15 protein-coding genes and 1 tRNA gene are annotated in these 15,957 nt (G+C 38.8%); 8 read left to right on the top strand and 8 right to left on the bottom strand.

Going from position 1 to position 15,957, the window contains the following annotated elements:
- The first annotated feature begins 118 nt into the window (after nt 1–118).
- Entirely contained in the window at nt 119–1,090 is a 972-nt protein-coding gene (gene ispB / locus C9I86_RS11570; RefSeq protein ID WP_080158610.1) for an octaprenyl diphosphate synthase, read from the top strand.
- A 144-nt stretch (nt 1,091–1,234) separates the two neighbouring features.
- A complete protein-coding gene (locus C9I86_RS11565) occupies nt 1,235–1,426 on the top strand; it encodes a hypothetical protein (protein ID WP_045038638.1) in 192 nt (63 codons plus the stop codon).
- A gap of 89 nt (nt 1,427–1,515) precedes the next feature.
- Here the strand turns inward: C9I86_RS11565 and mdh are convergent, their stop codons facing one another.
- Complete coding sequence (gene mdh / locus C9I86_RS11560; protein ID WP_080158611.1) at nt 1,516–2,454, bottom strand: malate dehydrogenase; 939 nt, start codon at nt 2,452–2,454, stop codon at nt 1,516–1,518.
- 394 nt (nt 2,455–2,848) lie between these two features.
- Between mdh and argR the strand changes: the two genes are divergently transcribed.
- Complete coding sequence (gene argR, locus C9I86_RS11555) at nt 2,849–3,319, top strand: transcriptional regulator ArgR (protein ID WP_080158612.1); 471 nt, start codon at nt 2,849–2,851, stop codon at nt 3,317–3,319.
- 115 nt (nt 3,320–3,434) lie between these two features.
- Here argR and C9I86_RS11550 read toward each other — a convergent pair whose 3' ends face one another.
- Both C9I86_RS11550 and mpl read right to left on the bottom strand, forming a co-directional pair.
- Complete coding sequence (locus tag C9I86_RS11550) at nt 3,435–4,049, bottom strand: flavin prenyltransferase UbiX (protein WP_107276406.1); 615 nt, start codon at nt 4,047–4,049, stop codon at nt 3,435–3,437.
- Between the two features lie 11 nt (nt 4,050–4,060).
- On the bottom strand, nt 4,061–5,416 hold the full coding sequence (mpl, locus tag C9I86_RS11545) for a UDP-N-acetylmuramate:L-alanyl-gamma-D-glutamyl-meso-diaminopimelate ligase (protein ID WP_080158614.1): 1,356 nt from the start codon (nt 5,414–5,416) through the stop codon (nt 4,061–4,063).
- Nucleotides 5,417–5,612: 196 nt separating this feature from the next.
- Here mpl and fbp point away from each other — a divergent pair, with 196 nt between their 5' ends.
- Nucleotides 5,613–6,626: a class 1 fructose-bisphosphatase gene (gene fbp / locus C9I86_RS11540; RefSeq protein WP_107276405.1), complete on the top strand. Its 1,014-nt coding sequence runs from the start codon at nt 5,613–5,615 to the stop codon at nt 6,624–6,626.
- Here the strand turns inward: fbp and C9I86_RS20345 are convergent.
- Nucleotides 6,605–6,739, bottom strand: coding sequence for a hypothetical protein (locus tag C9I86_RS20345; protein WP_255418384.1), 135 nt, complete (start codon nt 6,737–6,739; stop codon nt 6,605–6,607). The two genes, fbp and C9I86_RS20345, sit on opposite strands and share 22 nt — an antisense overlap.
- A gap of 48 nt (nt 6,740–6,787) precedes the next feature.
- Between C9I86_RS20345 and ppa the strand changes: the two genes are divergently transcribed.
- Nucleotides 6,788–7,309, top strand: a complete 522-nt coding sequence (gene ppa, locus C9I86_RS11535; protein ID WP_107276404.1) for an inorganic diphosphatase — start codon at nt 6,788–6,790, stop codon at nt 7,307–7,309.
- A gap of 17 nt (nt 7,310–7,326) precedes the next feature.
- The gene (locus C9I86_RS11530; RefSeq protein WP_107276403.1) at nt 7,327–7,707 is read left to right on the top strand and encodes a rhodanese-like domain-containing protein; all 381 of its coding nucleotides are present in this window, start codon (nt 7,327–7,329) and stop codon (nt 7,705–7,707) included.
- 80 nt (nt 7,708–7,787) lie between these two features.
- Here the strand turns inward: C9I86_RS11530 and C9I86_RS11525 are convergent, their stop codons facing one another.
- From C9I86_RS11525 to C9I86_RS11515, 3 genes are all read right to left on the bottom strand, one after another.
- Nucleotides 7,788–11,546: a translocation/assembly module TamB domain-containing protein gene (locus C9I86_RS11525; RefSeq protein ID WP_107276402.1), complete on the bottom strand. Its 3,759-nt coding sequence runs from the start codon at nt 11,544–11,546 to the stop codon at nt 7,788–7,790.
- The gene (locus C9I86_RS11520) at nt 11,543–13,267 is read right to left on the bottom strand and encodes an autotransporter assembly complex family protein (protein ID WP_080158619.1); all 1,725 of its coding nucleotides are present in this window, start codon (nt 13,265–13,267) and stop codon (nt 11,543–11,545) included. Before C9I86_RS11520 ends, C9I86_RS11525 begins: the two co-directional genes overlap by 4 nt.
- 453 nt (nt 13,268–13,720) lie before the next feature.
- Nucleotides 13,721–13,930, bottom strand: a complete 210-nt coding sequence (locus C9I86_RS11515) for a DUF1107 domain-containing protein (protein ID WP_107276401.1) — start codon at nt 13,928–13,930, stop codon at nt 13,721–13,723.
- A 171-nt stretch (nt 13,931–14,101) separates the two neighbouring features.
- Here C9I86_RS11515 and C9I86_RS11510 point away from each other — a divergent pair, with 171 nt between their 5' ends.
- Together C9I86_RS11510 and C9I86_RS11505 are read left to right on the top strand one after the other, a co-directional pair.
- Nucleotides 14,102–14,653 (top strand): YtfJ family protein, encoded by a 552-nt coding sequence (locus C9I86_RS11510; RefSeq protein WP_199190783.1) that lies wholly within the window; start codon nt 14,102–14,104, stop codon nt 14,651–14,653.
- Between the two features lie 76 nt (nt 14,654–14,729).
- Nucleotides 14,730–15,569 (top strand): TIGR03899 family protein, encoded by an 840-nt coding sequence (locus C9I86_RS11505; protein WP_107276399.1) that lies wholly within the window; start codon nt 14,730–14,732, stop codon nt 15,567–15,569.
- A 306-nt stretch (nt 15,570–15,875) separates the two neighbouring features.
- On the opposite strand, the gene C9I86_RS11500 is transcribed toward C9I86_RS11505, so the two are convergent.
- A tRNA-Asp gene (locus tag C9I86_RS11500) sits at nt 15,876–15,952 on the bottom strand.
- Nucleotides 15,953–15,957 lie beyond the last annotated feature (5 nt).

Genomic DNA, 15,957 nt, shown 5'->3' with positions numbered 1-15,957 from the left:
AACTGTTTGAAATAGCTGTATTTGAGGTTATGACGATATGGTTATTTTAGTGTAAGATTCACGTATCAATTCGAAATATTTTCCGCCCTACGCGGCTAACAATCTTGCTGGACGTATAATGGATTTTAAAGCTATCCAAGCGCTCACCGCCAACGATATGGCGGAAGTCGACGCGAAGATACAGGCGCAACTGAACTCAGATGTAGCCCTGATTAATCAACTCGGATTCTACATTGTAAACAGTGGTGGAAAACGTATTCGCCCTATGCTGGCTGTATTAACAGCCCGCGCACTTGGCTATGACGGTGATAAACACACCACAGCCGCTGCTTTTGTTGAATTTATTCACACTGCCACATTGCTTCATGATGATGTGGTTGATGAATCAGATATGCGTCGTGGTAAAGAAACCGCCAACGCAGCTTTCGGAAATGCGGCCAGTGTGTTAGTTGGTGATTACATCTATACGCGCTCTTTTCAAATGATGACAAGCCTAAGATCATTAAGGATCCTTGACATCATGAGTGAAGCAACTAATGTGATCGCCGAAGGTGAAGTGCTGCAGTTAATGAACTGTAATGATCCCGACACCACAGAAACAAGCTACATGCAGGTGATCTACTCAAAAACAGCACGTTTATTTGAAGCATCAACTCAAATTGCAGCGATCATCGCTGATGCATCTGCGGAAGTTGAAATCGCATTGCAAGAGTATGGTCGTTATTTAGGGACGGCTTTCCAATTAATTGATGATGTTCTTGACTATGTTGCCGATGGCAAAGAAATGGGTAAGAACGTTGGCGATGATCTTGCAGAAGGTAAACCCACATTGCCATTATTGCATGCTATGCATCATGGCGATCAAGCGCAATCAGCAATGATTAGAGACGCTATTGTGCATGCTAATGGTATGGATAAGCTTGATGCAATTCTGGCTTGTATGCGTCAACACGGCTCGTTGGAGTATACCCAACAACGTGCAGAACAAGAAGCCCAGAAAGCCATTGCCGCACTAGCCCCTATTGCTGAGTCAGATTATAAACAAGCACTGATTACGCTTGCTCATATGGCTGTGCAACGTAAAAAATAATCTATTCCCCCCTATCTTATTCAAACCTGTCTTTTTAAAGGCAGGTTTTTTTATACCTCGCGTTCAATACCAAGGACACGATCAATCATGATCTATACTATAGCTATCACATCATTTTATGAGCTGTAGACCAAGAAGGCGATCATGGATATTAATCATTTAACAACGGGTATGTGGGTAGAATCTCATCACGGGGTAGGAAAAGTGATCGGCATCGATCATCAATATCATTCAGCGATCATTGAACACGGTCAGGATCATCAATTACAGTCGATTGACGTCGCCGATCTTATCGAACAGCCTCAATTACATAATGGCTGTGAACGCTATTATTAACATTCACACTCTTTAGAACACAAAAAAGCGGCTTTTTAATTAAGCCGCTTTTTTTATGTCTACTTTTTTAAGCTTAGTAGAACTGTGACTTATTTAGCCGCAAACTCTTCACCAAGCGCGATATCTGCACGTAATGTTTCAAGCATGCTTTCTAAGGCATTTTGTTCAAACGCACTTAAGTTGCCGTAATCCATTACTTCCTCAATACCTTCTTTACCCAATAGCACAGGTTGAGCGAAGAAACGTGTATGCTGACCATCGCCTTCAACGTAAGCGCATTCAACCACACCTTGCTCGCCTTGTAGTGCACGTACCATGGCTAAGCCAAAGCGACATGCCGCTTGACCCATAGATAACGTTGCAGAGCCACCACCCGCTTTAGCTTCCACAACTTCCGTACCTGCGTTTTGAATACGTGGGGTTAATGCTTTAACTTCGTCTTCAGAAAAACTCACACCTTTAACTTGTGATAACAATGGTAAAATTGTCACACCCGAGTGGCCGCCAATAACAGGAACACGAATATCACACGGAGAAATACCTTTAAGCTCTGCTACAAATGTTTCAGAACGAATCACATCTAATGTTGTGATACCAAATAACTTACGCTTATCGTATACACCCGCTTTTTTGAGTACATCAGCAGCAATTGCAACTGTGGTATTGACCGGATTTGTAATAATACCAACACAAGCTGTTGGACATACTACCGCTATTTTTTCAGCCAATGATTTAACAATACCAGCATTAACATTGAACAAATCGGCACGATCCATTCCAGGTTTACGTGCCACACCCGCAGAAATAAGCACAACATCAGCCCCTTCCAATGCTGGTGTTGGATCGTCCCCACAATACCCTTTAATTGCTACAGGTGTTGGGATATGACTTAAATCAGCCGCAACACCGGGTGTTACTGGAGCTATATCATATAAAGCAAGATCTGAGCCTGCAGGTAAACGGTTTTTCAATAGCAACGCTAATGCTTGACCAATACCACCAGCCGCACCAATTACAGCAACTTTCATATTCGTTCTCCTTTACGATAGAAGTATATTTATTGACGTGGGTACAATCTGATCCAGTTAATAATCGTAATAACTGAATAACAATCTATGGACGTTATATTAAGCAAAAAAAAAATACAATCATCTCCGACTCGCTTTGCGAAGTAACGCAGAATCCCATAAAAATGCACTCAAACGCTTTTATCAGACAAATAAATTATAAATTTAATCGTGACTCGCCTTTCGTGGGTTTCATCTAATAAGTCATGACAAAACAATGACAAGAGTCACAATAAAAAATTTTATATACGCTAAAAATGCGATTTCACATATTTATTTTGATGCACTTTGTTTGCCAGTGAGTCACAGGTTATGCAAAAATGGCTCACCTCGTCCCTGTAGATAATATTTACTTATGCGAAATTCAGATAAGCAAGAACGTTTAGTTAAAGCGTTTAAATTAATTTTAAAAGAAGAAAAGTTCAGTTCTCAAGGTGAGATTGTTGATGCATTGAAAGCACAGGGTTTTGATAATATTAACCAATCAAAAGTCTCTCGCATGCTAACAAAATTTGGTGCAGTACGTACTCGCAATGCCAAAATGGAAATGGTGTATTGTTTACCGATTGAACTTGGCGTACCAACAATTACAAGCCCATTAAAAGAACTAGTAATGGAAGTTGGCTTTAACAGCGCATTAGTTGTGATCCACACCGGTCCTGGTGCTGCACAAGTCATTGCGCGTCTATTAGATTCTTTAGGTAGAGCAGAAGGGATCCTTGGTGTTGTTGCGGGTGATGATACTATCTTTATCACACCGACCAATAACATCACCACTGATGAACTTTATGAATCAGTGTGTGAGCTATTTGATTACAGCAACTGATTGACCGACGATTAGGGTCTATCTAACTTTATATGGCATCAGCATAATTGCTCAAGAAATATAGACCCTTCGTTTTTATTGTGCTTAACTCATGTTAATCGCGACATGCTCACGGTTAACGTTGATCATATCCCCAACGCGGCACCAAACCCTGCTCAATATTTAAATGATCTAATATTCGAGCCACCATAAAATCAACCAAATCATCAATGGTTTGCGGTTGATGATAAAACCCCGGAGCCGCAGGCATAATCGTCACCCCCAGTTGCGATAACTTAAGCATATTTTCTAAATGAATACTTGAAAATGGCGTTTCTCGAATCACCAGCAGTAACTGACCACGCTCCTTAATAACCACATCCGCAGCCCGCTCAAGCAAGTTATTAGACATTCCATAAGCCACGGATGCCAATGTTGATGCTGAACACGGACAAATTACCATTTGTTTTGGCGCCGCCGATCCCGATGCTACCGGTGAAAACCAATCTTCTTTACCACACACCACCAGCTGTTCAGCAGGACACTGTAAATGTGCCACTAACTGTTGCTGTGCCGTTGCTGGTGCCGCCGATAATTTAAGTCCATGTTCGGTCGCTAATACCACTCGAGCAGCAGATGAAATCAACAGATAAACCTGATAATCTGCAGCTAACAAGCATTCAAGTAAACGCAAACCATAAGGTGCACCAGACGCGCCCGTCCATGCTAATGTTATCTGTTTATTTGTCATTATCTCTCACTTTATTTTGCAGTTAATGCCGCTAATAGTTTGTCATGAATACCACTAAAACCACCATTACTCATCACTAAAATCGTATCACCAACTTGTGCTGATTCAACAATATTCGCCACCAGCGTATCAATGTTATCACTACAAAATGCAGGTTGAGGACATTGATCGGCAATTTCCTGCACTGACCATGGAATGTTATCAGGCTGAAATAAAAACACTTCATTTGCGGCAGCTAAGGCTGGCGCTAAATCATGCTTATGCACCCCTAATTTCATGGTATTTGAACGCGGTTCAAGTACAGCAAGAATACGAGACTGAGGTAATTTAGCTCTTAATCCACCTAATGTTAATTCAATCGCCGTTGGATGATGAGCAAAATCATCATAAACCGTAATACCATTTACCTCACCTTTATACTCTAATCGACGCTTAGTATTGATAAATTTAGCTAATGCATCACACGCTAAATTCGCGGTAACTCCAACGTGTCGAGCCGCAGCAATGGCCATTAAGGCATTATTGACATTATGGTCGCCCACTAATGCCCAATCGACAGTGCCGACTAATTGATCATCAAGATAAACATCAAACACACTGCCATCAGCTAACTTTTTATCTGCACGCCAATGACCATCATCACCGATATATTCCAGCTCACTCCAGCAACCCATTGCTAATGTCTCATCAATATTTTTCACGCCATGCGGCGCTAAAATACGTCCATTACCAGGTACTGTACGTACTAAATGATGGAATTGGCGTTGAATGGCTTTTAAGTCATCAAAAATATCAGCGTGATCAAACTCAAGGTTATTCATGATCAATGTGCGAGGATGGTAATGAACAAACTTCGAACGTTTATCAAAAAAAGCACTGTCATATTCATCAGCTTCAACAACGAAGAACATACTTTCGCCAAGACGAGCAGAAACACCAAAGTTTCCAAGCACTCCCCCAACAAGAAAACCGGGTTGATAACCACAATCATCTAAGATCCACGCTAACATACTCGCGGTTGTGGTTTTACCATGGGTGCCAGCCACTGCCATAACCCAGCGATCATGCAATAAATAATCCTGTAGCCATTGTGGGCCCGAGGTATAACGTAAATTATTATTAAGCACATATTCAACACATGGATTACCACGGCTCATGGCGTTACCAATGACCACTAAATCAGGCGCTGGCTTTAATTGTTCTGGGTCATATCCTTGAATTATTTCAATACCTTGAGACTCAAGCATCGTACTCATCGGCGGATATACATTGGCATCAGAACCAGTCACTTTATGGCCCAGCTTAGTTGCCAATGTGGCAGCGCCTCCCATAAATGTTCCACAAATACCTAAAATATGAATATGCATAACTGCTGTTTCCATCCTTAAATTTTATTAATGTCACGCTTTGACGTTACTTCGTTACCATAAAAAAGATCTTTATATACAATTCTTTATATAACAAAAAATACTGTGAGGCATTCGCTCTCATTACAAGTTGAGATCCAACAAGTATACAACTGAACCTACATCTTCTTATGACAACATAATGCAAGGATTGTTTATGACCGATATTAGAACGCTTGGTGAATTTATTGTCGAGAAACAGAGTGATTTTCCTCATGCCAGTGGCGAACTATCCTCACTGCTCGGCTCGATAAAACTGGCGGCTAAAATCGTAAATCGCGAAATCAATAAAGCCGGATTAGCTGATATAACAGGAGCCGTAGGCACAGAAAACATACAAGGTGAAGAACAACAAAAACTTGATCTTTATGCTAATGACAAATTTAAAGCCGCATTAGAAGCACGCGATCAAGTGTGCGGTATTGCCAGTGAAGAAGAAGATCAAGCAGTTAGCTTTAATCGACAGTTAAACCGAGATGCTAAATATGTGGTACTAATGGATCCTCTTGATGGTTCATCTAACATCGATGTTAATGTCTCTGTCGGTACAATTTTCTCTATTTATCGCCGTATATCTCCCGTTGGCTCCCCCGCAACAGAGGTTGATTTTCTGCAACCAGGGCATCGCCAAGTAGCTGCCGGTTATGTTATCTACGGTTCATCCACCATGCTAGTTTACACCACAGGTAATGGTGTACATGGTTTTACTTATGATCCCTCACTCGGTGTATTTTGCCTCTCTCATGAAAATATGCAAATTCCTGTTGATGGCAATATCTATTCCATCAATGAAGGTAACTATATTCGCTTTCCATTAGGTGTTAAAAAATACATCAAATTCTGCCAAGAATATGCACCACAAGATAACCGTCCTTATACATCACGTTACATTGGGTCGTTAGTCGCTGATTTCCATCGTAATCTATTAAAAGGTGGCATCTACCTTTACCCAAGTACTGCCAGTTATCCAAATGGAAAGTTACGGTTACTGTATGAATGTAATCCGATGGCATTATTAATTGAACAAGCAGGAGGACGGGCAACTGATGGCCAACAACGTATTTTAGATCTCGTGCCAACAGAATTGCATCAACGGGTACCTTTTTTTGTTGGCTCAACCAACATGGTCAACAAAGTAGAAGCCTTCCTTCATGAAGTCGATGAATCATAATCACTAATGTTCAAGGTGGTCTTAACCACCTTGATAGTGTCAGCAATATATTCAGCTGTCGTTTGTACCTCAACAGCTGCGCCATGACGACGGTTGTTTTTAATATCAATCATGATAACCTCAACACCATTAACATTTAATTAACAACAAAGAGGTCAGTCATGAGTTTAAATAAAGTAACAGCAGGTCAAGATATTCCTCACGATATCAATGTGATTATTGAAATTCCCGCCAATGCCGATCCAATTAAGTACGAAGTCGATAAAGCCAGTGGGGCTATTTTTGTTGATAGATTTACATCAACACCAATGTTTTATCCATGTAACTATGGCTATATTAACCATACTCTTTCTCTTGATGGCGATCCTGTCGATGTCTTAGTGCCAACACCATATCCATTACTGACAGGATCCGTGATTCGTTGTCGTCCAATTGGGGTATTAAAAATGACTGATGAATCAGGTGAAGATGCCAAAATTGTCGCAGTTCCTCATAGTAAACTCAGCTCTGAATATGATCATATTCAGAATATCGATGATCTACCAAGCTTATTGAAAGCACAAATAGTTCACTTTTTTGAACATTACAAAGAATTAGAAGCCAATAAGTGGGTCAAAATTGATGGTTGGGAAAATGTAACGGCAGCAAAAGAAGAAATCATCACCTCATTTGAACGTGCATAAAAATAGCGATCAACGCCATGAAACACACTCTACAATATAAATTGTTGATAACCATATTTAGTCTTACCGCTATCGTTCCAATAACTTATGCCCAGAATGTTTCTGTCCAACAATTTTGGCAACTACAGCAACAACAACCGCATGTCATTATCGACGTTAGAACACCAAATGAATTTTCACAAGGCCATCTAACTTCAGCAATTAATGTCCCTTACCAAGATATTGCAGCCATAGTGACGACCTATAAAGATAAAGAGCAACCAATCTTACTTTATTGTAAATCAGGTCGACGAGCAGAAATAGCAGCAACAAGCTTACAAGAGCTAGGATACACCGCAGTATATAATGGGCGTAATTATCAAGATCTCAAAGCAACACAACCACATCCAATCCCATAATAACATGATAAAAAAAGCCCGATTATTACTAATCGGGCCTTTCATTATCAGGATACTGACGCTAAAGCATCAGGTTGTGATTAATTAAATTCAAATTGGTAAAGTAAATCCACAGTCTGATCAAGACCAGAAACTGCTTCAACATACAAATTCCGCAATAATCGGTAGCGCAAAGTAAATTCATCCACTTGATTAAAAATACCCACCCCGTACTTCACTTGTAACCCTGGAGCAATATAACCACTGATCGTCACTTGCGAATCATCACCCGCACCAGATGTTGATAAGCTAAGATCTTTAACGCCCACGGCCTCGCCAACATCACCGACTAATTGGCCACTTTGTGCCAAGCCCATACCAATCAATGCCGTTGTCATTGCACTATTATCGCCCGAGTTTTCAGAATCAAGATTCTTACCGGTTAGAATATATGACAAGGCATTTTGTTGTGGCATTGCTGGATCAGAGAAGATATTTACTTCAGGTTTATCAGCAGGGCCAGTAACACGTACACCAGCAATCACATCATCTTCAACATTATCAGGATCTCGAATCGCCTCGATAGAAAGATAAGGCTGTTCTGCTGGGCCATTAAACAAAATTTGCCCTTTACGAATCGATAGCTCTTGTCCTAATGCACGGTAATACGATCCCTTGGCAATATTAACTTCACCATAAATCATCGGCCCTTTACCTGCTTGGCGAACGTTTAAATCACCTAACAGGCCAGCTTTTAAACCAAAAGCAGACAATTTAACATCATCACCAATATGTACAAAAATATTGGTCTTAATATCAAATGGTACTTCTGATTTTTCTTTTAATGGCTGCATGTCATCTTTTAAGATCACTTGATCTTTTGAGACTCTCACCGCTGATTTAGGTAACTGATTAACCGTGATACGTCCCCACGGAATACCAATTTTTCCGGTAATTTCAGCCATTGTTGGCGAAGCTTCAATGGTTAAATCTGGTGATACCTTCAATGCAACCATTGGCGGTACACTTACCTTTAACTCTTTACCATTAATATTCAGCTTTGTTTTCCAAGCTTTCATATCCTGCCAATCACCAGTACCTCGTAGCAATAACTGTCCATCTGGCGTATAAATATTACCCATTAGAGTGGCGTTATAACCATTAAAGGCCAGTTTGATATCTGCATTTTTAATATCTAATGGTACTTTACGTCCCGTTGCCTCTAGTTTAGACACTTGTAATAAGCCATTAACCGCAGGATGCAAGATAGGTCCGGTCACTGTTAAGTTCGTATCAACTTGACCATCAAACTTATGATAATCTTTGATCATCGGCTCAAGGAACCCTAAGGTAAAACGATCAAGCTTAACATTGGCATTAATCTGTTTATCACCTTGCAGATTGGTGATCCTTGCGCGACCACTTAGATCACCATTATTCTTAATCGCAACTAACCAATTTGCATTTAATACGTTATCTTGCATATCCGCATTAACGGTTACTTTATCCCAGCCCAACGTTAGCGGCTGCTCGTCACTACTCATCTGTTGACGAATGCCGCCAGCAGGCATAATGATATTCGCTTTTAGATAAGGGGGAGCTTTGGGTGCCCATTTGGCATCAACATTTGCACCAAGCTCACCCGTCAGTTTTAATTCTGGCGGTAGGAACGGTTTTAACAAATCAAAGTTAAATTTACGAATAGCTAACTGTGCTTGGCCTGATGCTCCAGCGCTAAGATCGTTAGTTAAACAAATCCCCGCTTGCCCTTGTTGCCAACAATGCGCACCAACATTTGCCATTGCGGTTTTAAGATCATAGCTAATCAAGGTCGAATGATTAAGTACCCAGTTACCAACAGGTGTACTAATATCACCTTTAACTAACGTACCTTTCCAGCCAGTTTTTTTATTAAAGTCACCATTGATCAATAAATTAGCACCAACAGGATCACCTTTCGCATTAACACTTAGACTATGCTGTTGCTCAGTGCCTTTAAATAGAATATTAAGATCATCAAGGGATGTTGTGCCATATTTACCTTTTGCAGCAGTCAAACTGACATTCGCTTTCATATTAGGTAAAGGCGTCACATTACCTTTAAGGTTAAACGAAGCTAAGCTTGCTAACTGTTGCCAACCTAAATCATTCCCTTGCAAATCAAGCTTAATATCAGGAGTTGCCATACTGCCAGATAACATAACATCACCATTAACAGCACCATGAAGGCCTTTTAATGATTTAGATAAATTTGGCGCATCAATATTAGCTACCATGTTCCAAGTCTTATCAAGTTGACCTTTTACCATCATCCCATTAGGACCATGTTTTAAAGTTAACCCTGGAGTATTAACCTGTAATAGATCCCCTTTGCCATTAATATCAGAAGCATCTAACTTACCAACCAATGTTAAAGCTTGTTTCATGATGGTGCCGTTAACAGCCAACTGTGGCAATTTAACAAACCAACCACCTTGTTTGGTTAAACCACCAGAAGTGGCGAGCTTACCACTAACATTGCCTTGTGCCGCAGGCCACTGTAAACCCGGTTGAATATCAGCAAATTGTAGTTGCCCACTCCAATTGACTAAATCTTTCCAGCTTGCTTTTGCATTGCCCGTGATAACACCACCTAAGGTATTAATTTTTAATGATGAAAGGTCGACCTTATTTAGGTCACCTTTACCATTAAGAGCAAACTTCACTGCCGGCATTGGTTTACCATCAATGTTACTTTTCGCATTAAATGTAAACCCGTTTAAACTACCTTTCGCATCAATATTAGTCTTATCAACAGTAAACTCAGCCGACTTATCGATTGGCCATTGTAAATGTTGACTAGAGATTGCCACATCAAATGGAAAATCCGCCTTTAATGGTGATAACTTGCCTTTAACAATAGCGTCTAATTTGCCTTTAAGTTGCGCATCAACAACGAGCTTTTGTAATGAACCACTCGCTTTTAACGTCAGTGTTTGACCACTAACCGGCTTCATTGCGATATTAGCATCAGCATTTAACGTTAAAGGATAATCACCGGCTAATGTTACTTGTGCCTGCGCTTTAAAATTCGCTTGTGGTGCATCAAGCTGTAACTTTTTAAGGTTAATTTCACTCCCTTTTCCTGATGCTATCACCTCAAGTAAAGATACTTTTTGTGGTGTTTTACCTTCTAATTCGAAATTTTTAATAGTAAAACGTTCAATATCAAACGACATTGGTAATACGACATCAGGCAACGTGATAATAGTAGCATCAGATTTAGCCTTAACCTTTACTTTTGGCTTTGCTTTCGATTTTACAGGATTTTTCGCAGGAGCAAGTGCTAACTTAATATTATCCCAGTCGGTTGGCTTTAATATGACATGGCTGCCAATAACCGTCGCGGCAGTAGAAAAATGTTGCCAATTCACCTTATTCGATAAGATATCAAGATCAATATTATCTAAAGTAACGTGATCAACTTTAATAGGAATAGGCAGACTGATTTCAGTTACCGGTTTTGATGGTTGTTCAGGCTCAGTTGTTGGCGGTAATGTTGGCATTGAAAACTTAACGCCATTAACCCCTACATTTGAAATACAAATTTCAGGCGTCAATAAACAGCGATCATCCAAGGTTAGATTCAACCGATTAACAGCTAAGTTCATATTGCTATCTTGATAACGTACATTATCAACTTGAAAGCCGCGTAATAGAGAGCCTGAAGTTTCACCTATAGATAATGTAGGTAACGCTTTTTGCGCTCCCCAGCTAGCAAATTTTAACCCTGCAGGGGTATATAAGATCACCGCAATGGCGATCACTAAAAACAATAAAATTGCTAAAAGAGTCAGGGATATGCGCTTCACCCAGATCATAATTCAGGTCCTAAAGAAAAGTGAAGTTGAAACTTGTCCTTGTCGGGTTTATCAAGCCCCCAAGCAAAGTCAATACGAACCGGCCCCACTGGAGATGCCCAACGAACACCGAAACCAGTACCTCGCATCCAATCTGGTTTGTTGTCATTCCATGTCGAACCATAATCATAAAATAATGCACCCCACCAATCGTTATATAAACGGTATTGGTATTCAATACTGCTGGTCGCCATATATTGACCACCGACCATACGACCTAAATCGTTACGTGGTGAAATAGACTCATAACCATAGCCTCGAATACTATTATCACCACCAATAAAGTAGCGTAATGATGGTGGAATATCACGAATGTTATCTGCTAGTACAGCTCCCCCCGCAATACGGAAAAGGCCTCGTTGGTTTTCACTTAAGGTGCGAATCCATGCCGATTTTGCTTGTATACGGATTAAGCTCGTATTGGAACCTAACGACTTATCTGCAAATTCAACGGAAAAATTATACTTACTACCAGACGTTGGGAATACACCACCAGTAAAGTGACTCTTACTGTAAGAAAGCCCTGGCAAGAAGACATTGAAAGTACCGCTCTCATCACCACCTTGCTTATACTTTTCATTAAGCCAATGCAGTGAAACAGTGCGTTCCCACCCAGAGCTTAACTTCCAGTGTCGTTCAACACCTAACCCTAGTTGTGTGCTGATTGTATCGTGGCTATCAACATAACGAATGCCACCAACAATTTGATAGTAATTATTTAAAACATCATCTAATGGGATTTTATAAGCAGCTTCAAGCTTTGGCTGTTCTTTCGATATCTCAGATTTAAGGTAAAAACTGTGACCATTACTGGTGATCCATGGTTTTTTCCAATTAAATTTTAGGCGTGGACCCGTATCAGTTGAAAAACCAATACCTGTTTCAATTTGGTTTCTAACTTGAGGAGTTAAAGCAACCTCAATCGGAATTTTATCATCCTTACGTTTAGTAACATCACCACCGACATAAATAGATGAAAACCAGCCAACATTAGATAAGCGTTCATTATACAGCCCTAATTTAGAGGCTAAATAAGGTTCATCTTCAGTATAAGGAATCATTGAACGAAGGCGTTCATCTTTGATTTGACTCCCGGTAAAGTTGGTATCACCAAAGGTATAACGACGCCCAGAATCAAAATCTATCGTAATGATCGCTTCATTACGGGTAGGAATAACACCTAATTCACTTTTCTTTAGCTCAGCATCAAAGTAACCGCGACGCACTGCCAGGCTTTGTAACGCTGATTTTAAGGCTTCATATTTACCCTGATTAAGCGCCATTCCAACGCCTAATCCGCTATTTTTCAATAATGAAATAAAAGCAGGATCATCTTTCGCATCCCCAGTAATAATGATATTACTTTGGCTAATATGAGTACGAGGGCCAGCATCAACGGTTACAATTATATCCGTCTTTTTGCCACTCCCTTTAACCTGATAATCATATGTCGGCTGGTAATAACCCAATGCTTGTAATGCTTGACTGATTTCAGATTTAACCTGCTCTTGAAAACGTAAGGTATTACTATAATCACTTTTAGAAATAGCCGATAAATAAGCATCGACATTATCTTCAAGGCTACTGTTTAATCCCTTAACTTTAAGAGATGCCGCCATAGCCGGACTTGATAATACTAAGGCAAAAGATGCAACACCCAGCCACTGATAAACTTTATTCATTCGAATTATGCTTCTTGGAAAAAATTAGATTCATTCACACGGTCTATTTTGGCAAATGGTGTAGATCTATACCAACAATAGCTACAAATATTATTGACAATAAACCACTCAATTCATATATGTGTCATTAATAACGCATCCTATTAGTCTTATTTGTTTAACGCCCAACAACTCTTACAATAATAATCAGAGCGCCTTAAATGACTACAATCCTACATAGCAACTCAATAGATCTAGAGTAATTATTCTCATTTTAGCTGAAAATTATAGCCTAATAGTGCACTGAATATTATCAACAAGCATTGCAAAATGAAAATGGCAATTATCTTACCATCAAATTTTTATTTGCCATTTATTGATATACGCATAAAAAATAATCATTAACAATAAAGTATAATAGGTATAATTTTTCAATACATAAAACATCATTATTTGTCACCACGATTGTATAATTTAAACAATGGTCACAGAAAGTATCTTAATTTCTCTATTCACTTCAGATATTACGCTCAATACTTTAAGATCAGCCGATAAAGGTGGGATCAATCGACCATTTTCAAATTCAAAACCGCCAATTCCAATAATAAAAAGCCGTCCTCGAAAGAAATTCTTAACATGCTTAGCAATTTGAATAGGGCGATATACTTGAAATATTCTTAACATAAATCCTCACATCATAATTAATAAAACGCAGTGATTCTTATTAAAAATTAAACATGCAAACAATCTGCCATATAAAATATGGCATAAATAATTAGCAATAAAAATTAGAATAATAATGCGGAAATAAAGCTCACGAGACACGAATAACATCATAAATAAACAGGGATAATTATGTATAAGACACTATTAACTATAATATTTATTGCTTCAATGCCAATGATCGTTCAAGCGAATAATCTTGAAAAAGGTAAAGTAGTAACGCCTGTTACAGTAACAAATAAAGGTGAACTCATACTGAACAATGGCAGCATTAATTATCAATCTTGGCGCAGTACACAACTAACAGGAAAAGTTCGTATCATAATGGCAATCGCTGGAAGAAGTTCTGCAAAAAAGATCAATGCAAACTTAATCAAAGCGATCAGTGACGCACATTTTCCAGAATCAAAATACCAAACAACAACAATCATCAACCAAGATGATGCTATCTGGGGAACATCTGGTTTTGTCAAAAGTGCTTCAGAAGACAGCAAGAAACAGTATCCATGGTCATCAATAGTGTTAGATAGCAATGGCATCGTTCAAAGAACATGGTCTCTACAAAAAGAAAACTCTGCCATCATTGTGCTTAATCAAAAAGGACAAATATTGTTCCAATTTGAAGGACAATTAAACCACCAACAAATCAAACAAGTCATCACAATAGTAAAGAAAAACCTATAACGACTATTTACCGCTTAAGAAATATTAATGTAGGCCGTTATTAGTAACGGCCTAATAGTTAATAGATTATTTGATAATGACAACAACACAACCACCGTCAAAAAACATACCTGTAAAGCGATTACGAACAAATAGTAAGAATCGTATTCATGCTTTAGCACAACATTTTGGTTATGATGGGTTAATAAGCTCTCATAATAAGCGCTCATTAACTGAAAGATATGCTAATAGCCAACAACTACACCATCAGCGCGAACAATATAATATTGAAACCATCTTTAAGCTGACTTACGAGCAATGCAATAATGAAACGACAACAGAACCAGATCCTGATTGGTTAGCACGCTTTATTAAAATGGCTAAACAAGTTTATAGTTCATCAATGCAAAATTTATGGGCTCAAATTCTCAAAAAAGAGCTAGTACATCCAGGAACAACATCATTAAGAGCTCTTACTATTTTAATCTCGATGACTCATAAAGAAGCATTGTTATTTCAATATATTATGAGCGTAAGCTGTCAGATTAATAACACTAAAGATAGAAAGATCGTTACAAATATAAAGACAATAGATAAATTAATGTTTTTTTTGGTAAAAAATAAAAACTATCCTATTGAATATAATCAATATTCTATACCATATTCAAGTATTGTTATTTTAATGGACTTAGGACTAATATTAAAAACAGAATTTGAATCAAGTAAAATTAATCATACACAAACCATACAATTACATTTTAAAAATATCAGTTACAGCTTGAATTGTTATAATAAAAACACATCTTTTACCTATTACCGTATATCTCCTATCGGAGAAGAACTTGTTACATTAATAGACTATAGCTGTAATACTAAATATCAAAACTATCTATTAAATATTCTCACACAAATATTCACAATTACAACAGAGCAATAAAGTATTATTTAAATAATATAATCAATCAGCACATCGTAATAATCTCAGAATAAAAGTCGTCAAAGTAACCACATAAAATGACTATTTCTACAGACTAAAAAAAACAAATCTTTCGATCCATGTTTCTTTAATAATGTGAAGTGGACGGGACTTGCAATACCTAATATCGACGCGTCCCCCAACGTGACAGACCACAAAACTACCGAATAACAGACCACTGCCACTCCACGATATCTATTCTGCATTATTTCACATTTATACAGACGAAAAAAAACCTGAATCTTTCGATTCAGGTTTCTTCAATAATGGCGGAGTGGACGGGACTCGAACCCGCGACCCCCGGCGTGACAGGCCGGTATTCTAACCAACTGAACTACCACTCCGCAGT

The organism is Photobacterium sp. NCIMB 13483 (assembly GCF_003025475.1).
Taxonomy (GTDB): domain Bacteria; phylum Pseudomonadota; class Gammaproteobacteria; order Enterobacterales; family Vibrionaceae; genus Photobacterium; species Photobacterium piscicola.
The sequence above is the reverse complement of the archived record's forward strand: the minus strand, read 5'-3'. Positions and strand labels throughout refer to the sequence as shown.